Origin of the sequence: Cupriavidus sp. UME77, from assembly GCF_014170355.1 — a bacterium.
GTDB classification, from domain to species: domain Bacteria; phylum Pseudomonadota; class Gammaproteobacteria; order Burkholderiales; family Burkholderiaceae; genus Cupriavidus; species Cupriavidus basilensis.
On sequence record NZ_LZZU01000032.1, the window covers coordinates 130,361 to 153,886 of the forward strand.

Consider the following 23,526-nt stretch of genomic DNA (forward strand, 5'->3'; position numbering starts at 1 on the left):
AAACTGCTGGGCATCCCCCCCTGGTCGACGTTCCGATCGACGGCATCATGCCGGACGCGCTCGACGCGGTTTGCCGCAAACATGCAGGCCGGGTGCGCATCGTCTACACGATGCCCACGGTTCACAATCCCACCGGGAGCGTGATACCGCTCGCATGGGAACGCCGCAGTCTATACTTGGCGTTTGGCAGCCAAGCTGCTTTCACGATGCGGCAGGACCATGAAGACAAAAATCATTCTGTTGCGCGGCCTGACGCCGACCGGAAAGAACAAGGTGCTCATGGCACCGCTGCGCGCTGCGCTGGAAGAAGCGGGGCTCGCCAACGTGAGAACCTACATCCAGAGTGGCAACGTCATTGCATCGACGAACCTGAACCAGTCCACCATCGAGGACCTGGTTCACGATGTCATCAAGGAACGGTTTGGCGGCGATATCAAAGTCCTGGCAAGGTCGGCACCGTACTTCAACGAGGCGATGGAGAACAACCCGTTCAAGGGCGCCGATCCCGCCAAGCTCTATTTCACGCTGCTGTCAGCCGGGCCTGAAGATGCGTTGCTGGAAGCGTTCCATGCGCTTGGACATGCGCCAGACCAGGTACAGGTGGTCGGTGACATGGCGTACGTGTTGTGCGCCACGAAATACAGCGACCTGAAGGCCAACAATAATTTCATCGAAAGAAAGCTCAAGGTGGCCGCGACGACGCGTAATTTCAATACGATCTCAAAGCTCATTGCGCTCGGTGCTGTCGGCTGACGGCTTTCTTGCTGAATCCTCCTTAAAACGATCTCCATATGAAAAGAACACTACTGCTGCCGATCTGCGCAGCGCTCATCGTCCAGATTTATGGTTGCGGAGAGAAAGCCAAGGTCGATGCGAATCCCGCGCCGTCCAGCGTCGCCCAGCAGCCTGCTGCTACGCTGTCGATCGAGTCCGTGGCAAGTAACACGCACGGTTTCAATGCCGGCAATGTGCTCAGCGCCAGGAAGATCTATATCTTCTTTGATCCGCAGTGCCCCCATTGCGGTGAGCTCTGGAAGGCGGCGAAGCCACTGCTGTCGTCAGCGCACTTCATCTGGATCCCGGTCGGGCTGCTGACCCCGGAAAAATCCGCGCTGCAGAGCGCCTACCTGCTCGGTAGCCAGAACGCCGTCAGGGAAATGGACAATCATGAAGCCTTGCTCGATGCGCGCAAGGGTGGGCTTGAGGTCTCCGCCGCACAGCCCCCGGAAAACGCCGTGAGCCAGGTCAAGGCCAACACCGAGTACTTTCTGCGCTTGAATCTGGACAGCGTGCCATTTGCCGTTTATCAGGGCCCTGGGGGCGAGATGTTGACGTTCTCGGGGGCGCTGACTACCGATGCACTCAAAGAGCGGCTTGGCATATAGTCAGCCGTTGTTTCCCGACCCTGCAAACTGCCTGATCGTGATGGCGTGATGGCATGAAGACTTCACGAGTCCACCCAATGAACCTGAGAACGGACAAGACCATGTGGAAGCACCCCGTACGCCAAACCCTTGCCGCATTCGCTGCCACCCTGGCGTTACCCGCGCTGGCCGGTATCGTGACGGGCACGGCAACCTATCGCGAGCGTATCGCGCTGCCTCCCGATGCCGTGTTCGAAGTCACGCTGCAAGATGTGTCGCGCGCCGGCGCGCCAGCCCTGGTTATCGGCCGGTCGACGCTGGATCCGGCGGGCCAGCCGCCCTTCCATTTCGGGGTTGCCTACCAGGACCAGGCGATCGAGCCTGGCCATCGCTACGCCGTGCGGGCGGTGATCCGGCAGCATGGCCGGTTGCTGTTCACCACTGACACGCATGTCCCGGCGCTGGACGGCAACAACGCGCCGCTGCAGTTGCAGCTGGTATCGGCTTCCAGGGGCAAGGAGAAGCCGTCGGAAAAGCCAGCTGCACAGGTGCCTGACAGCCCGTTGCGCGGGACCTACTGGAAGCTCACGCGGCTGGGCAATGCGCCGGTCAGCGTGGCGGAGCGCCAGCGCGAACCGCACCTGATCCTCGCCACGAACGAAGCGCGGCTGTCAGGCAATGGCGGCTGTAACAGCCTGATGGGCGGCTATGAAGCCGATGGCGACCAGCTTCGCTTCAAAGGCCTGGCAGGCACCATGATGGCCTGCGCGCAGGGCATGGCCCAGGAAACGCAGTTCCTGCACGCACTGGAAACGGTACGGCGCTATCGCATCGCGGGCCGCCAGCTCGACCTGCTCGGCGCCGACAATGCCGTGGTGGCGAGCTTCGAGGCTGTAGCGCTGCGGTAGAAGAGAGGCTGTCCATCCAAGGGGGCATCTGCTCGCTTGAGTGTTGTCATGCAAGACCCACGCTGAAGTCCAGGCCTGGCTTGGGCGCAGGTGACTGCGCCCGCCTCGCAGCGGATACAGGCCTGACCGCAAGCCATGATGCGCGTCAATTCGCATCATCTGGTGCTGGGCGCGCTGCGCGACCGGCGCCTGTTGGCGGTCGCGCAGCGCCTGGGACTGGCCGCGCGGCCAGCGCGCTAGCCACTGGTTGCCCCCGCCGAGAACCATCAAGAAAGCGCCACTTTTTGCAGACAAGCCACACAGGGCACGGGTAAAGTGCAGTTTCCGTCGCGTGCCACCACGCCACGTGCTGGGTCGCACCACTCATCCCCGTCAACCGGATCGACGGATTGCCGCGGTGGGCGGTAGCGCTCAGGCCTCACTCAAATCAGTTTTTCTGACCTGCTTTCCGACCTGTTACCCATTAACTATTACTCCGGAGCGTGACCATGAATCCAGATTCCGATTCGATTTTTTCCAACCTCGACAAGGCGGCCGCAGAGGCTCGAGCACAGGGCGACAAATGGATTGTGATCGATCGCATCTACGAACACCTGGATGCGCTAGAAAGCCAAGACTATCAAGAAGTCCTGGCACGCATATTGGCCCTGATCGAAAAGTACCCCGAGCTGGATTATGGTGGTCCTGGCCCCTTCGGTTCGCTGATTGAGCGCCAGCCCGTCGGCACCTATGCAGCGCAGTTGCTGGAGTCACTAGAGCGGCAGCCGAGCACGCAGGTGGTGGGGTTCCTGGACCGCATGATGCGCATGGATGAAGCTGAGCGCGAGGAGCAAGGCGGCCCAACCGTTGCGGCCTTCCTGGATGCGCTTGACGCGGTGCTGCGGCATCCCGCCGCGAACGACGATTGCAGAGAGTTTGCGCGGATGTGCCTGACTCCGTGAGGGGAAAGAACAGGATTTGATTGAGAGAAATGCGCGCCGGATTGATCGAAACCAGGGCGGCCGCCGAGACTGCGTCTGCCGACACCCTCCACTCCAGCAATAGCTGAGGAAAGAGCATAGTTCCTCGAACCGCAACACGGGGAATTGGCCGCTTTCGAGCCAGGTTTTGTGGCGCACGCAGCTCCGGCCGGGCACCCTTCCCTCGTCCTACTGGGCGACCCACGCAAGGAATGTGGGATCGGCACCGCCGAACATGGAAATTCCCCGCACTTCGATTCGCCGACCCGACTCGCCCCGACGGATCACCAAGTCGGCCGCGCCCTACTCTGCTCGATTCGTCACTAACCCTTGTTTCGCGGCCCACAGGCTCACGTCCTGCTTCTGGATCGCTTCGGCCCAGCAATTGCTTGCTGGCGGCACCGCTGTCTGGCGCGAGCGCCAGGACCTGCTGTTCGGAAAGCTGCATATCTGCTACGCGGGCTCACTAGAAAAATGATTTACACGTCATATTGACACAGCTTTTTTGCCGTTGAGCGCCAGAATGGTCCAGATCCGCATGGTGGCGCGGTTTCGGTCTTCACACCAGAATCGCGCCACAATCGCGCCATCGAAGTGGCGCGATCGGATAAATCGCGCCACAATCGCGCCACAGACTGAACCAACCGCCCAATCTCCCATGCCCGCAGACCAGGAAATACTGAAGAGCATTCAAGCCACCCCGGCCGGACTGACTCTGGCGGAATTACTGGCGGCCCACCCCTTAGTGGCACGCCGAACCGCGCAACGCTGGCTAAGCCAATGGGTCGCTGCGGGCATCATCGGTCCGGCAGGCGAAGGCCGCGCCCGCCGCTACCTTGCGGTGGGATCCGCAGTGCCAGCCGCATCGGCCATCGAGCAAGATCGCTTCCCCGACTTCATCCCGCTGTCAGCGGACAGCCGGGACATCCTGGCATACATCGATCAACCGCCGCAGGCGCGCAAGCCAGTGGGTTACCAGCACGATTTTCTTGACACCTACCAACCCAACGTCACCTGGTACCTGTCGGAATCACTGCGCCGCCAGCTGCACAAGATGGGCAAGACCGCACAGGCAGACGCGCCCGCGGGCACATACAGCCGGGCCATCCTGAGCCGGCTGCTGATCGACCTGTCTTGGGCGTCGAGCCATCTGGAGGGGAATACCTATTCCCGGCTCGATACCCTTGAGTTGATCGAGCACGGCAAGGCTGCGCAAGGCAAGGCGGCCATCGAAACCCAGATGATCCTCAACCACAAGACCGCCATCGAGTTGTTGGTGGAGAACATCGGGACGGCCAGATTCGATCGCTACATGCTGATGAACCTGCATAGCGCCTTGTCGGAGAACCTGTTACCCAACCCGACCGATGAAGGCCGGATCCGGCAACATGCCGTGGACATCGGCAAAAGCGTGTATCGGCCGCTATCGGCGCCTCAGCAGCTCGACGAGGCACTGGATAACCTGCTAGACAAAGCGAATCGCATTACCGACCCTTTCGAGCAGTCCTTCTTCGTGATGGTGCACCTGCCTTACCTGCAACCGTTCGCGGACATCAACAAGCGGACCTCGCGGCTGGCTGCCAATTTGCCGCTCTTTCGCGCAAACCTGTGTCCGCTTACCTTCCTTGATGTGCCCGACCATGCTTACAGCCGAGCCATCCTCGGCTTGTATGAAATGACGCGCGTGGAATTGCTGCGCGATCTCTATGTCTGGTCCTACGAACGATCGACGCAAGAGTACCTGGCCATCAAGCAAGCCCTGGCGGAACCGGACCCGGCACGCCTGGCCTGGCGTGGACTGATCAAGCAGACCGTTCGCGAAGTGGTAACCCATCCCGGCCAGGATGCGCTCTCGCTGATTCACCTGGCCGTCATGGCCAATGTGCCGCAAGCCGAGCGCAGCAATGTACAAGCGCTGATCGTGGAGGAACTCCGGCGGCTACACGAGGGTGTGCTGGCCCGGTACGGTCTGCGGCCGTCCGAGTTCGCCGCCTGGCAAACGGCACATTCAGCGGGACCAGCTCGATGAGCGGAACCGTACGATTTCGCAGCATGACGCCCATATCCCTGTCCTTGCCTGTGTCAAAATGACGCGCAGCCTGCCTGATCGCACCTCGCCTTGGCTGGGGTAGACTGCGCCGCGCCCGCTCGCATATAACAATGACGCTTATCCGCCGCATCCGCTTGACCGCATGGCTTGGCCTGATCGCCATGTGGCTCATCGTGCTTGCGCCGGCAGTCAGCCAGTTCGTGGCCGCGGCCCAAGCCAGCGATCCCGAAGCCGTCATCTGCTCGGCCGCCCACCCGGGGGATGCGCCACATGACATGCCGGGGAGCTCGCTGAACGCCTGCGGCTATTGCGATCTGCTGGCGGATCATATGCCTTTGCCTACCCTTGCGCCTGCGGCGCTGTCGGCGATCCCGCTGCTGGTGGTCGCCACGTCGCACGTGCTGGTCACCCGCTTCACGCCACTCGGGGCCTTTCCTTCAGGGCGCCCCAGGGACCCTCCGGCCCTGCCTCAATCCAGTCTGTAAGCAACGCACGCCCTTTGGCGTGATCGTGGCGTCCGCACGCACCTGCGCGCGGACGCCGGACAACGATTTGAGGTAGACCCAATCATGCGCACGCTGCTGCCCCTAGTCATCCTTGGCACCATCGGCACGCTGGCCGAGGCCGCCGACGAACAGAGCCTGCCGGCGGTCCAGGTGACCGAGACTCGCTCGTTTGCCGAGAAGAACCAGTTGCCGCAGACCACCGCGAGCATCACCGGCGAACAAGCCGCGCAGGCCATCAACGTGATGGGCGCGGAAGATACCCTGAAATACCTGCCCGACGTGCTGGTGCGCAAGCGCTTTATCGGCGACACCCAGTCCCCGATGGCGACCCGCACCACCGGCATCAACGCCAGCGCGCGCAGCCTGATCTATGCCGACGGGGTCCTGCTGTCGACCCTGATCAATAACAACAATGGCAACGGCTCCCCGCAGTGGTTCATGGTGACGCCGCAATCGATCGACCGGGTCGACGTCATGTATGGCCCGTTCGCCGCGGCGTATCCGGGCAACTCCTATGGTGCCGTGACCGAGATCACCACGCGGATGCCGAAGACGCTCGAGGGCAGCCTGGAAGTCACGGGCGCCATCCAGCAGTTCAGCAAATACGGCACCGACCAGAACGAGCCGGCGCAGCAGGTCAGCGCCACGCTGGGCGACCGCACCGGAAAGTTCTCGTGGTGGTTCAGCGCGAACCACCTCAACAGCTTCAGCCAGCCGCTCACCTTCGCCACCGTCGGCCAGTCGACCGCCGCCGCCGGCGCCGGCCTGCCGGTCATCACCGGCGCGTACGCCGACCGCAACCGGACCGGCGGCGCCATCCAGGTAATCGGCGCGGGTAATTTCATCCATACGCTGCAGGACAACGCCACCGTCAAGCTGGGCTACGATTTCACGCCGACGTTGAGCGCGGTCTACACGCTGGGCTATTGGCAGAACAGTTCGAAGGCGAGCGCGCAGACCTACCTGAGCACGACTTCCGGGTCGCCCTTCTATGGCGCGCCAGGCGGCAACGTCAATATCGGTGGGTTCGCGTACAGCGCCAGCACCATCGCGGGCCAGTTTTCCAGCAACAACGTCGATCAGGAACACCTGATGCAGAGCCTGAAAGTCGGGACCCGGACGCAAGGGCTGTTCGACTGGGAGGCCATTGTCAGTAATTTCTACTATCTGCAGGATTCGAGCCGCTTGTCCACCGGGCTCTATCCGGCGGCGCTGACGGGTGGGCCAGGCCGGACCACCGACATGAGCGGCTCCGGCTGGTCCACCTTCGACGTCAAGGGCATCTGGCGGCCGCAGGGCATCGCGGGCGCGAACATCGTCAGCTTTGGCGCCCACTACGACCAGTTCAAGCTAAGCAGCCCGACCTACAGCACCACCAACTGGGTATCCGGCGGCAATGGCGCCCTGTTCAGCACCTCGCAGGGCAAGACACAGACCGGCGCGCTCTGGCTGCAGGACGTTTGGCGCATGACACCGAGCCTGCAGGCAACGCTGGGCGGCCGCTATGAAATGTGGCGCGCCTATGACGGGTTCAACTACGCCATTGGCAGCAACGGCGTGGGGGTGCCGATCCAGCAGCCCAGCCTCGACAAATCCGGCTTCTCCCCCAAGGCCTCGCTGACATGGGAGGCCAGCCAGCTGTGGTCGGTGACCGGCTCGTTCGGCAAGGCGCTTCGCTTCCCGACGGTCGGCGAGCTCTACCAGAGCGTGCAGACCGGAACGACGTTCACCCAGGCCAATCCGTTCCTGCAACCCGAGAGCGTCCTGTCGGGCGAGCTTGCCATCGAGCGCCACACCAGCGAGGGCAAACTGCGCGTTTCCGCCTTCAGCGAGTACGTCAAGAACGCGCTGATCTCCCAGACCTCGACAATTGCCGGGTTCGCCACGCCCGTCTCCTTCACGCAAAACGTGGGCAAGACACGGCAACTGGGGCTCGAGCTGGCCGGCCAGCAAGACAATGTGCTGATCAACGGCCTGACGCTCTCGGGCAACGTCACCTATGTCAACTCCCGGATTCTCTCGGACGACAGCTACGTGCCGACCACCCCTGGCGCGACGGCGGTCGGCAAGCGCGTGCCCTACGTGCCCACGTGGCGCGGCACGGTGGCGGCAACCTATCGGCCTGACAACAAATGGGCTTACACGCTGGCCGCGCGCTATAGCAGCCGCGTATACGCGACGGTCGACAACACCGACACCAACCCTGCGACCTACCAGGGTTTCGAGAGCTTCTTCGTGATGGATGCGCGCGTGCACTACCAGCTGGACAAGCATTGGAGCGGTGCGCTGGGCGTGGACAACCTGAACAATCACAAATACTTCCTGTACCACCCCTTCCCACAGCGCACGTTCTATCTGAGCCTGAAATACACCCTTTGACAGATCCCACCATGTCCCAGCCTCTCGAACGGCCGCCCATGGGCGCGCAAGCCACCCAGCCCTCGCCGGCAGCAGCGGCGTCTTATCGCATGCTCTGGCGCTGGCACTTCTACGCCGGGCTCTTCGTCGCGCCCTTCCTGGTCGTCCTGGCGATCACCGGCACGATCTACTGCTTCCAGCCGCAGATCGAATCGCTGCTCTATCCGCAATTGCTGCGCGTGGAGCCTGTGGGCGCGAAGCTTCCCGCCCAGTCCTTGCTGGACCGGGCTTGGGCCCAGGCGCCGGAAGGCGCCGTCGCGACGACGTACACCGTCGATTCGTCCCCGCGCGCCAGCGCCGAGTTTGTCTTTCGGCTGCCGTCGGGCAAGAGCGAAAGCCTGTACCTGGACCCATACACCGGCAATTTTCTCGGCAGCCTGAGCGTGGAGGACCGGCTGATGAAGCAGGTGCGCATGCTGCATCGCGCGCTGCTGCTGGGCAAGACCGGGGAGCTGCTGATGGAGCTGGCGGCATGCTGGTCGCTGGTGATGATTGCCACGGGCGTCGCGATGTGGTGGCCGCGGCTGCGCGACAAAGGCGGCAAGGCCTTCGTGATCGGCAAGGCCGCCGGCGGGCGCGGCTGGTGGAAGGAAGTCCACCTGGTCATCGGCGCCTGGATGGCCATCGGCGCCGTGGCGTTCGTGTTGTCCGGCTTGCCGTGGACCGCATCGTGGGGCAAGCAATTCAAGGCGATCGCGACCGCGGCGCGGCTGGGCAACCCGGCCGGCGCATGGGGCGACGCAGGGGTCCGGTCGACGCCGGGCGCGGCCAGCATGGATGCGCTTCCCCTCGCGGCGGTCCCCTGGGCTGTCGGCATGGCCAAGGTTCCGTCCGGCAAGCCGCCGGCGATGGGCGCCGCCACGATCAGCCTGGACCGGGCGGTGGCGATCGTCGCCGAGAACGGTGTGTCGAGCGGCTACCAGCTCGTGCTGCCGAAGTCCGCCACCGGCGTGTTCACCGCCTCCTATTTCCCCGCGGATCCCAAGGTGGAACGCACGCTGCATATCGATCAGTACACCGGCAAGGTGCTCAAGGACATTCGCTACGGCGACTACGGCGCGGTGGCGCAGGCCATCTCCTACGGCACGTCCCTGCACATGGGCCGCTACTTCGGATTGGCCAACCAGATTGCGTGCACGGTGATCTCGCTGGGCCTGATGATGCTCGCCGTGACGGGCCTCGTGATGTGGCTAAAGCGCCGGCCCGCGCGCGCCCTGGCCGCGCCGTCTTTCCCGCGCACGCTCCCGCCCATGCGGGCGTGGGTGATCGGCCTGGGTCTGCTGGGCGCGGTGTTCCCCATGATGGGCGCCACGCTGGTGATGGTCTGGCTGCTGGATCGCTGGTTCGCACGGTCGGCCGCCGTGCTGCCGGCCGCGCCAGGCGCCGCCAGTCCGCTCAGAAGCGGTAGTTGACGCTCAGCTCGACCCGCCGGCCAGATCCTTGCAGCCATTGCGTAGCGTTGTAGTAGGCGGTGGTGACATAGTGCTTGTCGAAGACATTGAACCCGCGCAGCGCCAGCGTCGTGTCCCGGCGCGCGCGCCATTGGAGCGACAGGTCGGTGGTCGTATATGCCGGCATCTCGAGCGTGTTGGCACGGTCGGCAAAGCGCCGGCCCACATAGCGCTGGCCGGCGCCGGCAGTCCATGCCGGGAGGAAGCGCCACGTCACCCAGACGTTGGCCAGCCGCTCGGGCACGTCCGTGGGCACATTGCCACTACGGGAAACCGCCGCGCCGCCCACGGACTCCGTGAAATCGTCATAGCGCGCCTGCAGCAACGCGGCATTGGCATCCACGCGCCAGCCGGAGAGAAACGCTAGCCCGAAGGTGGCTTCCAGCCCCTTCGACGACTGCTGCCCCACCTGCACGCTGGCCGAAGGATTGGCAACGTCACGCGTGACCAGGTTCTTCTTGACGATCCGATAGGCGGCCAGCGTCAGCTCGCCCTTGCCCTGCCAGAAGCCCTGCTTGACGCCGACTTCGACCTGGCGGCCGGTGGAGACGTCGAAGTTGCTGTTGGCCGGCGTCAGCATCAGCAAGGCGCTAACCGGATCGGCCGCTTGCGCGTACTGCGCGTACACGGCGAGATCCGCCGTCAGGTTGTAGACCGTGCCGGCACGCCAGCCAACATTGGAAAACGTCTTGTCGAAGGCGGCCTGACCGGCCACGAGGTCACGGCGCGACAGGTCGGCGCGGTCATAGCGCAACCCGCCCAGCACGGACCAGCGCGGCGTCACCTCAAGGCGATCCTCGGCAAACAGCGCGTATTGCGTCGCCTCGTTGCGATAGCGTGGCGTGGTGCCCGCCACGTTGATGAACGTACCCCGATCGAACACATAGGGATCCACCGCCGACGTGCCCGAGTATGGCGAATTATTGGTGTGCGTGAACGATGCCCGGTTGACGTCGAAACCCACCGACACGCTGTTCTTCATGCCAAACAGATGGTGCCGGAATGTGGCATCGGTGGTATTGCCGACCTGCCACTGGTCGTGCAGGATCTCCGTATAGGACGAGCGGCTGACCAGCCCCGTGGCCGGCACGTAGTTGTAGTACTCGGCATTGCGCCAGTGCCGCTTGCTGTCGATGTAGTAAAGGCGCGAGCGCACCGTGGCATCGGCATTCGGTGTCCACTGCGCGGCGAGTTCCGTCCACTGGTCATCGAACTTGAGCAGGCTATCGCCAACGTTGTAGTTCTTGCTCCGCAGCGCGGCGTCTTGCTGCCCGTTGACCAGCGGCACGCCGAAGTAGCGCTGCGGCTCCTGCCAGCCTTTGGCATAGCTGAGCTTCAGGCTCAGGTCCGGCGTGGCGTCCCACTGGATGGCACCGGACAGCGACAGGTTCCGGGAGTCGCCGAGATCGACGGATCCGTCGGACCGGTTGCCGCTCACATCAAGCCGGTAGGCGAGCTTGTCGTTGATGGCGCCGCCGCTGCCGAACGCCAGCCGCTGCGTATTCTCCGTGCCCAGCGCGGCCTGGATTTCATTCTCGACCGGGCCGCGCGCTGGCTTCTTGGGCACCACGTTGACCACGCCGCCGATGGCGCCCTCCCCGTAGATCACCGAAGCCGGGCCGCGCAGCACCTCGATGCGCTCGACGGACCAGGTATCGAAGGGGAACGTGATGCCGATGCCGCCATACTGGCGAATCCCGTCATAGAGCTGCATCACCGAAGTCGAGCCCGTGAAGCCGCGCGCCGACAATGCAGCGCCGCCGTTGCCGGGGTGGCCGAGGCCGGACAGCCCGGGCGCCCGGGTGATGGCGTCCACGAGCGATGCGTCGCCGCGTTCTTCCAGCTGCTCGCGCGGGATGACGTCGACGCTGGCCGGGGTCTGCATGGGCGTCAGTCCGAGATTGGAGCCCGTGGATACCTGCCCGCGCAACGCGGACTCCGGCGCGGCGGAGACAGTCACCGGGGCAAGGTCGGGCGCTTCGCGAAGAGCGTCCTCAGCGTAGGCGGGAAAGCCGGCGGTCGCGGCGGCGAGTGCAAAGCAATGATGTCGAAGCGAGGTGGGGAGCATGAATGGAGGCGCGCTGAGTCCGGAGAGTTGTCGGCTCGGAGCGCCACTCGTGCGAGTGGCGCTAGAGGCGCGGAAGTCTACCCAGCGGCCTGACATCAAAGGAATGCGGCAATGCGACGCATTGGGCGCAATGCGCGGTCGCGCCATCCATGCAGCGACCATTTGCCACGGGCTTGCCAATGAATCGACGCCCGGCGAGACCGGCTACATCCCCTCGCTCACCAACCGGTCCGCCTCCGCCTTTACCCTCTGCCCATGCTGGTCCAGCACCGGCGCCGCGAACGGTTCCGGCCCCGGCGTGCGCCCGAACTTGATGGCACGGCTAAAGCCGCGATACCGGCCCACGGTGGGATGCTCGAACGTGGTCACCATGCCTTCCGCCTGCACCTGCGGGAAGTCGAACATGTCCTCCACGGAGCGCGCGGCAGCGCAGGGCACCGCTTCGCCGAAGTGCGCCTCCCATTCCAGCGCAGTGCGGTCTGCCAGCGCGCGGTGCAGCATGGGGACGATCTCATCCTGATGCTGCGCGCGCTTGCGCACGCTGTCGTAGCGCTCGGTGGCGAGTTCCGCCAGGCCGGTTTTCTCGCAAAGCGCGGCCCAGAAATGCGGCGTGTTGGCGGAGATGTAGAGATAGCCTTCCTTGGTCGGATGGATGCCGGTGATGCCGCCGGAGCGCATGTCGCGGCCAACCTCCCTGGGTTCGTTGTCCGCCCAGACCATGCGGGCCGATTGCATGGTCAGCGCCGCGCGCAAGAGTGAGATGCCGACGTACTGGCCTTCGCCGCTTTTCTCACGCTCGTAGAGTGCGGACGCGACGCCGCCGGCAACCAGCGCCGAGCCGTAGTAGTCGACGACCGAGCCATAGAGAATCTCTGGCGCACCGCCCTGCTTGCCCTGCAGCGTGCACATGCCGGTCATGGTCTGCAAGACCTGGTCGTAGCCGGCCTTGTCCTTGAGCGGGCCGTCTTCCCCATAGCCGGTCACGGCGCAATAGATCAGGCGCGGGTTGACCAGCTTGAGCTGTTCGTAAGCGATGCCCAGCCTGGGCGGCACGGTGGGCCGGAAGTTGTGCACCAGCACGTCGGCGGTGCGCACCAGCGCCATCAGCCGCTGCAGGTCGTCGGCTTGCTTGAGGTCGAGCACCACGCCCAGCTTGCTGCGGTTGACGCCCAGGAAGGCGCGGCTCTCGGCCTCCAGCGAGGAAGGATATTTGCGCAGGTTGTCGCCGGCGGGCGGCTCGATCTTGATGACCTCGGCACCCTGGTCGGCCAGCAGCGAGCAACCATAGGGGCCAGCTATGTAGGCGCTCAGGTCCAGCACGCGCAGGCCGGACAGCGGGCCTGGCTTGCCGGTGCGCTCGCTCAGCGGCGCGGCGCGGTCATCAGAGGGGGAACGCATGGAGATCTCCGGAAACAGGCAATAGAGGCAGTAGTGGCAGTGAACGCAAGAGAAGCAAGGCGGGCTGGCATCAGTCCACGACGATGTTCTGGCGCTTGGCGAGCGTCTTCCACCGTTCCACGTCCTGCCCGATGATGGCGGCGAACTGGGCCGGCGTGACGGGCCTGGCTTCGGCGCCCTCCTTCAGGAAGGCCGCTTTGATCTCGGGCTTGGACAAGATGGTGTTGACGGCGGCGTTGAGCTGGCTGACGATCGCCGGCGGCGTGCCGGCCGGCGCCAGCAGGCCCCACCAGAGTTCGAACTCATAGCCTGGCACCGCGCTGGACATGGGCGTGAGATCCGGCGCGATCGGGCTCGGCTTGAGGCTGGTGATGCCAACCGCGCGCACCTTGCCGGCGCGCACCATCGGCAGCAGCGAGGGGCCGCTGGAGATCAGCAGTTGTGTCTGGTCGCCGATCAGGTCGGTCACGGCGGGCCCCATGCCGCGATACGGGATATGCGTGATGAACAGGTTCCCGGCCCTGGCCTTGAGCAGCTCGGTGCCAAACTGGTTGACACTGCCCGGCCCGCTTGAGGCGTAGTTGTACTTGCCCGGCCTGGCGCGGATCGCCGCGATCAGTTCCTGCGGCGTCCTGGCGGGAAACGCATTGTTGACCGCGACGATGAACGGCCCTTGCGCAAACATCGCCACCGGCACGAAGCTCTTGACCGCATCGAACGGCAGCTTGGCCTGCACCGCGGCATTGGTCGTCATGCTGGACGACACCGCGACCAGCGTGTACCCGTCCGGGGCGGCTTTGGCCACGATGCCCGTGCCGGTATTGCCGCTGGCGCCGGGCCGGTTGTCGATGACCACGGCTTGCTTGAGCTCCTCGCCGATCTCCCTGGCGACGATGCGCGCGAAGATGTCGTTGGAGCCGCCCGGCGGATAGGGCACGACGATGGTGATGGGCTTGCCTGGATAGCCGCCCTGCGCGAACGCCGCGCCGGATACCAGGCCGGCAATAGCCGTGGCGGCCAGGGCCACGCTACGGGACAAGGCTATGAATGCGGTTACGGATACGGATACGGATACGGATACGGATGGTGTTTTCAAGATGTCTCCTTCTGTTTTTTTTGTTTGCCCCATGCGACGCAGCCTGATCCCGCCAGCGGACTCCGGTGGCGTCAGGCAGGCAGCAGTCCAAGGCGCCTGGCGGTAGCCACGATGGCTTGCGCCCGCTTCACGAACGGCGGGTCGATCATCTTTCCGTCCACCACGTAGGCGCCCACGCCCCTGGCCTCGGCATCGCGCGCGGCCTCCAGTACCCGCGCCGCATGGCCGATCTCCTCATCGCTCGGACGGAAGGCCTGGTTTGCCAGCGGGACCTGGCTGGGATGGATGCAGCTCTTGCCAAGAAAGCCCATGCGGCGCGACAGCTCGGCCTCGGCGCGGAAGCCGGCTTCATCCTTGATGTTGGCAAACACCGTGTCGTAGGCGAACACGCCGGCCTCGCCGGCTGCCATGCGCACCGCGTACATGGCTTGCTGGATCGCCGCACTTTCGCGCCTGGCGATGCCCAGCGGCTCGAACAGGTCGCCCAGGCCAAGCTGCAAGCCAGCTACGCGCGGGTGGGCCGCGGCCAGTTCGCCGGCCAGGCGCAGCGCCTTGGGCGTTTCAATGTTGAGCAGCAGGCGGACCGGGCTGTCCACGCCATGCGCAAACCCGTTGACCCGTTCCGCCTGCTCGATGGCGGCGGCAGCGCGGCGCACGTCGTCGGCGCTCTCGGGCTTGGGCAGGTTGATCAGGTCCAGGCCGGGCTGCACCACTGCGGCCACGTCGGCCGCAAAGTGAGGGGTGTCCAGCGCGTTGACCCGGACGATCAGCGTCTTGCCGCTGGCGCGGGCCTGGCCCGAGCGCAGCAGCGCGCGCAGTGCCTCGCGCGCTTGCGGCTTGCGCTCCTGCGCCACCGCGTCCTCGAGGTCGAACGAGAGCCCGTCCGCGGCACTGGCCAAGGCCTTGTCGAACAATTCCGGACGGGAGCCGGGGACGAACAGTTTGCTTCTCATGGCAACGTGAACCGATGGCTTTGGAGTGCGCCAGTGTGGGTCACGCCAGAACAAAGATAAACTATGTATCTCTTTCTTTAATCGATAGAAAATGTATGGAGACAGCCTACCTCAACGCGTTCCTGGTCGTCGTGGATACCGGCTCCCTCGCGCAGGCCGCCCGGCGGCTCAACGTGACGCCCGCCGCCATCGCGCAGCAGATCCACGTCCTGGAGCGGGAGCTGGGCACCGCCCTGCTGGGCCGGGCCGGCCGCACCGTGGCGCCGACCGAGTCAGGCGCACGGCTGGCCGAACGCGCCCGCACCCTGCTGCGGGACTTCAACCAATTGCGCGATTGGGTGAATGAGGCGCAGGCACCGCGCGAACTGCGCCTGGGCACGATCAACACCGCGCTGCACAGCCTGCTGCCGGAAACGCTCGCCGGGTTCGCCGCGGAACATCCGGGTGTCTCCGTGTTTATCCAGTCGGACAAATCGGCGGCGCTGTACGACGCCGTGAAAAACGCGGAGCTGGATGCGGCCGTCTGCCTGCACCCGCCCTTCGCGCTGCCCAAGACCATCGTGTGGGAACTGCTGCGCGAGGAACCCCTGGTCGTGCTGGCGCCCGCCCGGCTGGCCCGGCGTGATCCGCACGACCTGCTGCGCACCGAGCCGCTGATCCGCTACGACCGCAGCGTGGGCGGCGGCAAGCAGGCCGACCGGTACCTGCGGCAGGCCGGCATCGCCGCGCACGAGCGGTTCGAGCTCAGCTCGCTGGTGGCGATCGCCATGATGGTCGACCGGGGCCTGGGTGTGTCTCTCGTGCCCGACATCGCATCGCCGCTGACGGCAGGCCTGCGCATCGCCAAGCTGACGCTGCCCGAGGCGACCGAGCCGCGCCGGTTCGGCATCTTGTGGCAACGCGCGTCACCCCGCACGCCGCTGATCCTCTCATTGCTGCGGCACGCGCGGCAGGCTGCGGCCTGAGCGCTTACTGGCGCCAATCCGGCACCGATCTGGCGCCGATCCGGAGAGGCTCAAACGGCATGATCCGCGCCGCCCGGAAACACCCGTTCGCCCAGGAAGTCGATGAACACGCGCAATTTGGGCGACGGGTGCCGGCTGGCTGGCCACAGCACGCGGAAGGTGCCGCTACGGTCCACGTAGTCGTCCAGCACGGTGCGCAACCGGCCGTCGGCCAGCGCCTCGCGGATGGCAAAGTCCGGCAGGCAGGCGATGCCGAGGCCCTGCAGCGCAAAGCTCACGCGGGTCTCGATGTTGTTGCAGATCATCGAGGTGGGCAGGGTCAATTCCGGATCGGCGGCTGCGCGGCGCAGCGGCCAGGCTTCCAGCTTGCCGCTGTTAGGGAAGCGGTATTGCAGGCAGGCATGCCCGGCCAGCTCCGCAGGCTGCCGGGGCACCCCACGCTGCGCGAGATACGCCGGCGACGCCACCAGCAGGATCCGGAACGCGCCAAGGCGCCGCGCCGATAGGCGGGAGTCGTTTGGCTCGCCGGTGCGCACCACGGCATCGAACCCCTCTTCGATCACGTCCACCATGCGGTCGGTGAAATCCAGGTCCAGCTCGATCTCCGGGTACTGCCGCATGAAGTCGCCCAGCACCGGCAGCACCAGCGAACTCACCAGCGGCAGGCTGACGCGCAAGCGCCCGCGCGGCGCTTGCGCGGCGCGCGACAACTCCTGCTCCGCCGCCTCGATCTCAGCCAGGATGCGGCGGCTGCGCTCCAGGAACAGCGCGCCTTCCGCGGTCAGCGTGATGCTGCGCGTGCTGCGGTGAAACAGCCGCGTGCCGAGCTTTTCTTCCAGCCTTGCCACGCTCTTGCCCACGGCCGACGCCGACACGCCCATCAGGCGGCCGGCGGCCACGAAGCTGCGGGTCTCGGCGACCTGCACAAACACCGTAAAGCCACTCAGGCTGTCCATTGGCTTTCCCGCCATTCCAAGCGCCTTGCTCTTCGATTACGGACATATCTGTCCGGATAACCAGGAACTCTATCCTACTTTTTCCCGAGTCGAATGTTTCTTATCGTTCGCTTGTCCCATCCCTGTCTTGCGACGAAGGAAAACACGCATGTTGTCACCCCTGTCCACCCAGTCCTCCCTGTCCGCCCGCGTCGATGCGGCGATTGAACAAGCCCTTGCCGACCACCGCCTGGTCGGTGCCGTCGTGCTGGTTGCCCGCCACGGTGAAGTCGTCCACCGCCGCGCCGCGGGCCTGGCCGACCGCGAGGCCGGCCGGCCCATGCGCACCGATACGCTGTTCCGCCTGGCGTCGGTATCCAAGCCCATCGTGTCGAGCGCAGCGATGGTGCTGGTGGCGCAGGGCCGCCTGGGGCTCGACGAGGCCATGACGCGCTGGCTGCCGGATTTCACGCCCCGCCTGGCCGACGGCAGCCCCGCCATCATCACCGTGCGGCAGTTGATGACCCATACCGCCGGGCTGGGCTACCGCTTCTTCGAAGCCGACGAGCACGGGCCCTATGCCCGCGCCGGCGTCTCGGACGGCATGGACCAGCCGGGCATCACCCTTGCGGAGAACCTGCGCCGCATCGCCAGCGTGCCCTTGCTCTACAAGCCGGGCACCGCCTGGGGCTATTCGCTGGCCACGGACGTGCTTGGCGCCGTGATCGAACGCGTTTGCGACGCGCCGCTGGCCGACGCGGTGCACGCGCTGGTCACGGGTCCGCTGGGCATGGGCGACACCGGCTTTGCCGCAGTCGATGCCGGGCGGCTGGCCACCGCCTACGTCAACGACACGCCGGTGCCGCGCCGCATGCGCGCGCACGATGTGGTCCCCGTCGTGGACGGCACGGCCGGCATCCACTACGCGCCGGCGCGCGCACTGGACACCAGCGCCTTCCCCTCCGGCGGCGCCGGCATGATTGGCAGCGCCGGCGATTTCCTTCGCTTGCTGGAAGCCCTGCGCCAGGGCGGCGAGCCATTGATGCCCGCTGCCTGGGTGGATGAAATGGGCCGCAACCAGACCGGTGCATGGGGCCCGCCGGATGCGCCAGGCACCGGCTTCGGCCTGGGCTTCTCGGTGCTGCACGATCCGGCTGCGGCCGGCTCGCCGGAGTCGGCCGGGACCTGGCGCTGGGGCGGCGCCTACGGACACTCGTGGTTCGTCGACCGCGCCCGGGGCCTGAGCGTGGCCGCGTTCACCAACACCCTGTATGAAGGCATGTCCGGCCGCTTCGTGACGGATTTGCGCGACGCCGTCTATGGTCACGAGTCGGCAACGCGATGAGCGATATGGCTGCCTGGCTTGCCCGCTATCCAGGGCAGCCAGGCCACCCAGGGCACCCAGGCCATTGGCTAAAGCGCGGCGAGCAGCAGCATGTAGGCCTTGATCACGATGGCATTGGCCAGGTCGATGAAAAACGCGCCGACCATGGGCACCACCAGGAACGCCAGGTGCGACGGCCCGAAGCGATCGGTGATCGCCTGCATGTTGGCGATGGCCGTCGGCGTAGCGCCCAGGCCAAAGCCGCAATGCCCGGCGGCGAGCACCACGGCATCGTAGTTGCGTCCCATCACGCGGAAGGTCACGAACATGGCGTAGGCCGCCATGGCCGCTGCCTGGACCAGCAGGATCGCCAGCAAGGGCAAGGCCAGCGCGGACAGCTCCCACAGCCGCAGGCTCATCAGCGCCATCGCCAGGAACATCGACAGGCTGACGTTGCCCAGCACGGAAACCGAGCGGTCGAACACGCTGTACCAGCCGAGCACCGACAGGCCGTTGCGCAGGATGACCCCGATGAACAAGACCCAGACGAAGCTTGGCAAGGCGAGCCAGCTATCGGCAAAGGCAGCGGCCAGCGCCTGCCCGGCGGTCAGGCAGACCAGGATCAGGGCCAGCGTTTCAATCAGCGCGGACGCGGTGATCAGCCGCACTGCCGCCGGCTCCTCGAAATTGAGCAGGTCGGGGTCGTGCGCGGCATTGCCCGGCGTCTTGATTTGCCGCAGCAGCACGCGTGCGACAGGGCCGCCCAGCAAACCGCCGAGCACGAGCCCGAACGTGGCGCAGGCAATGGCCAGTTCCGTGGCGGAGGCCACGCCGTACTGGGTGGCGAACGTGTGGCCCCAGGCCACGCCGGTGCCATGGCCGCCAGACAGCGTGATCGACCCCGCCAGCAGCCCGACCACCGGTTTCAGCCCGAGAACGGTCGCCATGCCGACGCCGATCGCGTTCTGCATCACGAGCAACCCGATCACTACGAGCAGGAAGACAGCAATGCTCCTGCCGCCGCGGCGCAGGCTGGCCAGATCGGCACTGAGCCCCAGCGTGGCGAAAAACGCCAGCATCAAGGGCGTCTGCATGGTGAGATCGAACCCCACCTGCGCCCCCGCGAACGCGCGCGCGGCAAAGAGGCCAAACGCCACCACCAGGCCGCCGACCACTGGCTCGGGGATGCTGTAGGTTTTCAGGAACGGCGTGATGGCGATCAGCTTGCGGCCGGCCAGCAGGACCAGCGAGGCCGCCACCAGGGTTTCATATGTGTTGAGCTGTAGCATCTCGCCTCCTCCGGGAAGCCATAGTCTGCACCGGAAGAACGCCGGCTGGATATTGAATGTTTTTTGAACGCGGCCCGGGCCGCCATGCCGCGCCCTTACTCAGCGCCCTTACTCAGCGCCCTTATTCAGCGCCCCTACTCGGTGCCCCTACTCAGCCGTGTCTCCCACCCGCAGCATGTTCCACGTCAGGCCAAGCTGGGCATCGGTCTTCAACGAGAGCAACTGGCGGGAGAGCCGGGCCAGATGCGCCTGTTCCGCCAGGTTCTTGCCGACCACGCCTTTTTCCTCCGCGGCGTTGGCAAGCACGCCCTCCAGGTCGCCGTAGCGCTGCAAGAGCTTGGCCGCGGTCTTCGCCCCGACCTTCTCGACACCGGGGATATCGTCCGTGCTATCCCCCAGCAAGGCGAGATAGTCGGCAAGCTGGTGGCTGCCCACGCCGAACTTGTCCATGACATAGCGTTCATCGAACCAGGACGGCTCCCCGTTCTTCGCGGTGGCAAAGTGGTTGCGCACGATGGCGCCGTCGGCGATGAGCTGCAGCACGTCCTTGTCCGTGCTCACCGGAATCACCTGCCCCTCCTTGCTCGCGGTCCAGCGATAGAAGGCCGTGGCGATGATGTCGTCGGCCTCGTAGCCTTCGATCATGGCTGTCTGCAGCCCGAGCACTTCCGTCAGCGTCAGGCGGAAGTCAGGCAGGACCTCCGCCAGCTCCGGATCCATGGGCTTGCGGTGCTGGCGGTACTGGGGATACAGCGCGTGACGCCAGGTCTTGCCGCCGGTGTCGAACGCCGCCAGCGCGTGCGTCGGCTTGCACTCGGTCAGGGCGCGGCGAAACGAGGCTAGCGCCGAGAGTACGGCGCCTTCGACCTTGGCCGGAATGTCCTCGGCCGGGTTGGCTTCGTAGACCCGGCGCAGGATGTTCAGGCCGTCGATAAGCAGTAGGGTGTGCTTCATTGTTCTTGCGATTCTTGCGATGCGTGCAGTCAGACCCTCTATTTTGACGTGCGAAGCCCGTCGCGCAACCTTTTCGGGCGGACGGATCAGCAAGAATGCGGGGTTGCGCCGGCGGTCCACCTCGTCTAGTCTGAGCAGACTCAACCTACGCCCGGAAATGAACAACAATCACGACACTCGCCAGGCAGTAATCGACGCCCTGCAAAAGACGGGCACCCCGATGGATGCATATCAGGTCGCAAAGGCCACGGGCGTCAGCCCGATCCAGGCAGCGCGCACGCTCACGAAGCTCGCCGCAAAAGGCGTCGTGCAGACCGACGCCCAGCTTGGTGCCGAGGCCGACTTGTCCGCGCAGTTCCGCCTGGCTCCAGCGCCGAAGGATGCCGCCGGAGGGTAAAAGCGGAGGTGGTTGCTGCCAGGCCGGCGCGAGGACCTGGTGCATGTGCACCGCCGATCTCACGGGCAATCGTGTCCGCTGATGCCGCGTGTGCGGCGAATACGTGGCTTGACGACGTGATCGGCCACCGGGCGGATGCCCGACAAAGCGCGAATACCGGGCCCATTCTTGCAGCAACTGCATTGATTCTGGCAATGCGCCGAGACCGTTTCTGGAAATAATCCCAATCAGGACTATCCATGACGCGCCAACCCGCGTATATTTCGGCCCGCGGGGTGGAGCAGTTGGCAGCTCGTCGGGCTCATAACCCGAAGGTCGCAGGTTCAAGTCCTGCCCCCGCAACCAGATTCTGAAAAGCCCGTACGGTTCACGCCGCACGGGCTTTTTGCATTGCCGGGGCAGGACCGCGGATCAGCGACCGTGTCAGCGGCTTCGTCACCGCCAGTTCCACCGGCGGGTTGTCCGCCAGCAAGCAAGCCTGCGGGAAGCCATCGGCCGGCGCCGGAGGCAGCCTCGGGTAGTCCGGCGACCTGGCACCCTTGACTGCTTGACTGGGACTGCCAAAGCCTGCCGGAGCCGGCCAAAGCGTCTGGCTGGCACAAAACGCTGTCTGGCTGGCAATATTCGGATGGCGCGCCGGATGCTCCGGCGATGCCTCTTACCCGATCTTGCCCCATCTTGCCCGGTACCGGGCCTCACCCGACAACGCGATATCCGCGGCAGCAAAGGAGTGAAGCGCATGCCCCCGCTCGAGACACTATTGCCATTCTTCGGCATCGCCGTGGTGCTTGGACTGACGCCGGGTCCGGACAATGTCTTTGTGCTGCTGCAATCCGCCATGCGAGGGCCCCGCGCGGGCATGGTCGTGGTGCTTGGCCTGTGCACCGGGCTGCTGGTGCATACGGCCGCGGTCGCCTTTGGCCTTGCCGCGCTGTTCGCCGCGTCCAAGCTCGCATTCATGCTGCTCAAGATCGCCGGCGCGCTATACCTGGCCTATCTTGCCTGGCAGGCGTTCCGCGCCCCGGTGGGCGCGATGAGCCAGGGCAACGGCGACAAGGCTGGCGTGGGCCATATGTACCGGCGGGGCGTGGTGATGAACCTGACCAACCCCAAGGTGGTGATCTTTTTCCTCGCGTTCCTGCCGCAGTTCGTCGCGCCGGACCGTGGCCATATCGCGCTGCAGATCATGGTGCTCGGCGTGGTCTTCATCATCGCCACCCTGCTGGTCTTTTCCGTCATCGCCTACTGCTCGGCCATGTTCGGCGCCCTGCTGCTGCGCTCGGCACGCGCGCAGCGTGTGCTGAACTGGTTTGCGGGAGTGGTGTTCCTGGGGCTGGCCGCGCGGCTGGCGTCGTCGAGGATGTAGGGGAGAGCTGGGGGTTCGGAGTTTTGATGCTTCAGTGGGGGGAGTGTGCGATGTGTATTGCCTCTAGCCCGCTGACGCGGGGGTCTCTTGTGGGTGGGGTTTTGATGCTTCTAGCTGCTGATACAGAGTAGCGTGAGTGGGGCAGTGTTTTAGCGCTTCTAGCTGCTGTCGCGGCTGTGCGGTGCTGGCCGTTTTAGAACGTGTGAGATGTCACTTTTCTTTACTCGTAAAGAAAAGTAACCAAAAGAAAGCGATCCTTGCAGGAGGCTGCCGTGGCGTCATTGGGAATCCCAATGGTTTCGTCGTACGGCCCCGGGTGCTAATGGACTCGTGCCGTTACCAGTTTAGATCACCACGATCCTGCCAATGCCCAGGGATTCGTGGTGGTCCCCCCGGTAGCGGTCACCACTTGCTTCAAGCCGTCTGTCGCTCTCGGCGCGGGCGGCCACGAAGTTGCAGGCGTCCCGTTTTCGTCGTGGGCGCGGTGGCACCGCCGGAATAGTTTTGAGGGATTCACCACCGCGCTCACCCCGCCAAGAAACCATCACGGCGTGATATATCGCGGCGCTTTGCGCCGCTGCCGGCAGATGGGTGAATTGGCAGGGATGCTGCTACCGGGTGCCTCACCACGAAACCAGCGTCATTTAAAGGATCGTGGCCATTCAAATCGGTAACGGCACGAGTCAATTAGCACCCGGGGCCTGACGACGAAACCATCGGGCTATGTAACCCCAATAAGCCAGCCTCCTGCAAGGATCGCTTTCTTTTTGTTACTTTTCTTTACGAGTAAAGAAAAGTGACATCTCACACGTTCCAAAAAGGCCTACACCGTACAGCCGCGACAGCAGCTAGAAGCAATAAAACCCCGCCCACAACGCAACCCCCGCGTCAGCGGGCCACGCCAAACGGCCGCTTCACCCTCTCCCACATCACCCCCAGCATACGTGGTGATGAACTAGAACGCCCCCTCCTTCAGTTCGACACTTGCGGCTGCCTCGTCGCCGCGCGCCCGCGCGCGTTCCCTCCTTCCCCTCCGGTTGCCCCGCTCGCCGGGGCGCCGCCGTCAACCTCCACCTCCCATCGGGCCGGTGCTTTGGCTGCGCGAGCTGTCGGCGGCGTTGTATT

The 23,526-nt window shown here is 65.0% G+C and carries 20 protein-coding genes and 1 tRNA gene; 14 read left to right on the forward strand and 7 right to left on the reverse strand.

Translation table 11 applies throughout. The features are described from left to right. Nucleotides 1-219 precede the first annotated feature (219 nt). The 9 genes from A9975_RS12475 to A9975_RS12515 all read left to right on the forward strand — a co-directional run bounded on the left by A9975_RS12475 (nt 220) and on the right by A9975_RS12515 (nt 9,617). The gene (locus tag A9975_RS12475) at nt 220-753 is read left to right on the forward strand and encodes a DUF1697 domain-containing protein (RefSeq protein ID WP_183032942.1); all 534 of its coding nucleotides are present in this window, start codon (nt 220-222) and stop codon (nt 751-753) included. 38 nt (nt 754-791) lie between these two features. Beyond that, nucleotides 792-1,385, forward strand: a complete 594-nt coding sequence (locus A9975_RS12480) for a DsbC family protein (RefSeq protein WP_183032943.1) — start codon at nt 792-794, stop codon at nt 1,383-1,385. Between the two features lie 77 nt (nt 1,386-1,462). After that, the gene (locus A9975_RS12485; protein ID WP_183032944.1) at nt 1,463-2,272 is read left to right on the forward strand and encodes a YbaY family lipoprotein; all 810 of its coding nucleotides are present in this window, start codon (nt 1,463-1,465) and stop codon (nt 2,270-2,272) included. 488 nt (nt 2,273-2,760) lie between these two features. Continuing rightward, nucleotides 2,761-3,213 carry a hypothetical protein gene (locus A9975_RS12490; RefSeq protein WP_183032945.1) on the forward strand — a complete coding sequence of 151 codons (453 nt, stop codon included), beginning with the start codon at nt 2,761-2,763 and terminating at the stop codon, nt 3,211-3,213. Nucleotides 3,214-3,466: 253 nt separating this feature from the next. Then, nucleotides 3,467-3,709, forward strand: coding sequence for a hypothetical protein (locus A9975_RS12495; protein ID WP_183032946.1), 243 nt, complete (start codon nt 3,467-3,469; stop codon nt 3,707-3,709). A gap of 180 nt (nt 3,710-3,889) precedes the next feature. Next, entirely contained in the window at nt 3,890-5,260 is a 1,371-nt protein-coding gene (locus A9975_RS12500; RefSeq protein WP_183032947.1) for a Fic family protein, read from the forward strand. Between the two features lie 131 nt (nt 5,261-5,391). Next, entirely contained in the window at nt 5,392-5,766 is a 375-nt protein-coding gene (locus A9975_RS12505) for a DUF2946 domain-containing protein (RefSeq protein WP_183032948.1), read from the forward strand. A gap of 84 nt (nt 5,767-5,850) precedes the next feature. After that, on the forward strand, nt 5,851-8,166 hold the full coding sequence (locus A9975_RS12510) for a TonB-dependent receptor (RefSeq protein ID WP_183032949.1): 2,316 nt from the start codon (nt 5,851-5,853) through the stop codon (nt 8,164-8,166). 11 nt (nt 8,167-8,177) lie between these two features. Next, entirely contained in the window at nt 8,178-9,617 is a 1,440-nt protein-coding gene (locus tag A9975_RS12515; RefSeq protein ID WP_255503177.1) for a PepSY domain-containing protein, read from the forward strand. On the opposite strand, the gene A9975_RS12520 is transcribed toward A9975_RS12515, so the two are convergent. From A9975_RS12520 to A9975_RS12535, 4 genes are all read right to left on the reverse strand, one after another. Continuing rightward, nucleotides 9,601-11,724, reverse strand: coding sequence for a TonB-dependent siderophore receptor (locus A9975_RS12520; RefSeq protein WP_183032950.1), 2,124 nt, complete (start codon nt 11,722-11,724; stop codon nt 9,601-9,603). The genes A9975_RS12515 and A9975_RS12520 overlap by 17 nt on opposite strands. A 204-nt stretch (nt 11,725-11,928) precedes the next feature. After that, nucleotides 11,929-13,122 (reverse strand): CaiB/BaiF CoA-transferase family protein, encoded by a 1,194-nt coding sequence (locus tag A9975_RS12525; protein WP_183032951.1) that lies wholly within the window; start codon nt 13,120-13,122, stop codon nt 11,929-11,931. 70 nt (nt 13,123-13,192) lie between these two features. Further along, complete coding sequence (locus A9975_RS12530) at nt 13,193-14,149, reverse strand: tripartite tricarboxylate transporter substrate binding protein (RefSeq protein WP_183033152.1); 957 nt, start codon at nt 14,147-14,149, stop codon at nt 13,193-13,195. A 140-nt stretch (nt 14,150-14,289) separates the two neighbouring features. Then, complete coding sequence (locus tag A9975_RS12535; RefSeq protein ID WP_183032952.1) at nt 14,290-15,171, reverse strand: CoA ester lyase; 882 nt, start codon at nt 15,169-15,171, stop codon at nt 14,290-14,292. Nucleotides 15,172-15,266: 95 nt separating this feature from the next. On the opposite strand from A9975_RS12535, the gene A9975_RS12540 reads away from it, so the two are divergent. After that, nucleotides 15,267-16,136, forward strand: coding sequence for a LysR substrate-binding domain-containing protein (locus A9975_RS12540; protein WP_183032953.1), 870 nt, complete (start codon nt 15,267-15,269; stop codon nt 16,134-16,136). Between the two features lie 50 nt (nt 16,137-16,186). On the opposite strand, the gene A9975_RS12545 is transcribed toward A9975_RS12540, so the two are convergent. Then, nucleotides 16,187-17,092 carry a LysR family transcriptional regulator gene (locus tag A9975_RS12545; RefSeq protein WP_183032954.1) on the reverse strand — a complete coding sequence of 302 codons (906 nt, stop codon included), beginning with the start codon at nt 17,090-17,092 and terminating at the stop codon, nt 16,187-16,189. 148 nt (nt 17,093-17,240) lie between these two features. Between A9975_RS12545 and A9975_RS12550 the strand changes: the two genes are divergently transcribed. Beyond that, nucleotides 17,241-18,416 (forward strand): serine hydrolase, encoded by a 1,176-nt coding sequence (locus A9975_RS12550; protein ID WP_183032955.1) that lies wholly within the window; start codon nt 17,241-17,243, stop codon nt 18,414-18,416. A 68-nt stretch (nt 18,417-18,484) separates the two neighbouring features. Here A9975_RS12550 and gltS read toward each other — a convergent pair whose 3' ends face one another. Then, the gene (gene gltS, locus A9975_RS12555; RefSeq protein ID WP_183032956.1) at nt 18,485-19,684 is read right to left on the reverse strand and encodes a sodium/glutamate symporter; all 1,200 of its coding nucleotides are present in this window, start codon (nt 19,682-19,684) and stop codon (nt 18,485-18,487) included. 147 nt (nt 19,685-19,831) lie between these two features. Beyond that, entirely contained in the window at nt 19,832-20,638 is an 807-nt protein-coding gene (locus tag A9975_RS12560) for a 5'-3' exonuclease H3TH domain-containing protein (RefSeq protein ID WP_043354389.1), read from the reverse strand. 157 nt (nt 20,639-20,795) lie between these two features. Between A9975_RS12560 and A9975_RS12565 the strand changes: the two genes are divergently transcribed. From A9975_RS12565 to A9975_RS12575, 3 genes are all read left to right on the forward strand, one after another. Beyond that, nucleotides 20,796-21,035: a hypothetical protein gene (locus A9975_RS12565; protein ID WP_150986120.1), complete on the forward strand. Its 240-nt coding sequence runs from the start codon at nt 20,796-20,798 to the stop codon at nt 21,033-21,035. 269 nt (nt 21,036-21,304) lie between these two features. Next, a tRNA-Met gene (locus A9975_RS12570) sits at nt 21,305-21,380 on the forward strand. A gap of 394 nt (nt 21,381-21,774) precedes the next feature. Then, nucleotides 21,775-22,401 carry a LysE family translocator gene (locus tag A9975_RS12575; RefSeq protein ID WP_183032957.1) on the forward strand — a complete coding sequence of 209 codons (627 nt, stop codon included), beginning with the start codon at nt 21,775-21,777 and terminating at the stop codon, nt 22,399-22,401. Nucleotides 22,402-23,526 lie beyond the last annotated feature (1,125 nt).

Bases quoted from the DNA above. Each gene is read 5' to 3' on its own strand.
- A9975_RS12575 (WP_183032957.1), top strand. From the start codon at position 21,775: ATGCCCCCGCTCGAGACACTATTGCCATTCTTCGGCATCGCCGTGGTG.
- A9975_RS12550 (WP_183032955.1), top strand. From the start codon at position 17,241: ATGTTGTCACCCCTGTCCACCCAGTCCTCCCTGTCCGCCCGCGTCGAT.
- gltS (WP_183032956.1), bottom strand. From the start codon at position 19,684: ATGCTACAGCTCAACACATATGAAACCCTGGTGGCGGCCTCGCTGGTC.
- A9975_RS12505 (WP_183032948.1), top strand. From the start codon at position 5,392: ATGACGCTTATCCGCCGCATCCGCTTGACCGCATGGCTTGGCCTGATC.
- A9975_RS12510 (WP_183032949.1), top strand. From the start codon at position 5,851: ATGCGCACGCTGCTGCCCCTAGTCATCCTTGGCACCATCGGCACGCTG.
- A9975_RS12540 (WP_183032953.1), top strand. From the start codon at position 15,267: ATGGAGACAGCCTACCTCAACGCGTTCCTGGTCGTCGTGGATACCGGC.
- A9975_RS12565 (WP_150986120.1), top strand. From the start codon at position 20,796: ATGAACAACAATCACGACACTCGCCAGGCAGTAATCGACGCCCTGCAA.
- A9975_RS12495 (WP_183032946.1), top strand. From the start codon at position 3,467: ATGGAAATTCCCCGCACTTCGATTCGCCGACCCGACTCGCCCCGACGG.
- A9975_RS12485 (WP_183032944.1), top strand. From the start codon at position 1,463: ATGAACCTGAGAACGGACAAGACCATGTGGAAGCACCCCGTACGCCAA.
- A9975_RS12525 (WP_183032951.1), bottom strand. From the start codon at position 13,122: ATGCGTTCCCCCTCTGATGACCGCGCCGCGCCGCTGAGCGAGCGCACC.
- A9975_RS12520 (WP_183032950.1), bottom strand. From the start codon at position 11,724: ATGCTCCCCACCTCGCTTCGACATCATTGCTTTGCACTCGCCGCCGCG.
- A9975_RS12475 (WP_183032942.1), top strand. From the start codon at position 220: ATGAAGACAAAAATCATTCTGTTGCGCGGCCTGACGCCGACCGGAAAG.
- A9975_RS12500 (WP_183032947.1), top strand. From the start codon at position 3,890: ATGCCCGCAGACCAGGAAATACTGAAGAGCATTCAAGCCACCCCGGCC.
- A9975_RS12535 (WP_183032952.1), bottom strand. From the start codon at position 15,171: ATGAGAAGCAAACTGTTCGTCCCCGGCTCCCGTCCGGAATTGTTCGAC.
- A9975_RS12490 (WP_183032945.1), top strand. From the start codon at position 2,761: ATGAATCCAGATTCCGATTCGATTTTTTCCAACCTCGACAAGGCGGCC.
- A9975_RS12515 (WP_255503177.1), top strand. From the start codon at position 8,178: ATGTCCCAGCCTCTCGAACGGCCGCCCATGGGCGCGCAAGCCACCCAG.
- A9975_RS12560 (WP_043354389.1), bottom strand. From the start codon at position 20,638: ATGAAGCACACCCTACTGCTTATCGACGGCCTGAACATCCTGCGCCGG.
- A9975_RS12480 (WP_183032943.1), top strand. From the start codon at position 792: ATGAAAAGAACACTACTGCTGCCGATCTGCGCAGCGCTCATCGTCCAG.
- A9975_RS12545 (WP_183032954.1), bottom strand. From the start codon at position 17,092: ATGGACAGCCTGAGTGGCTTTACGGTGTTTGTGCAGGTCGCCGAGACC.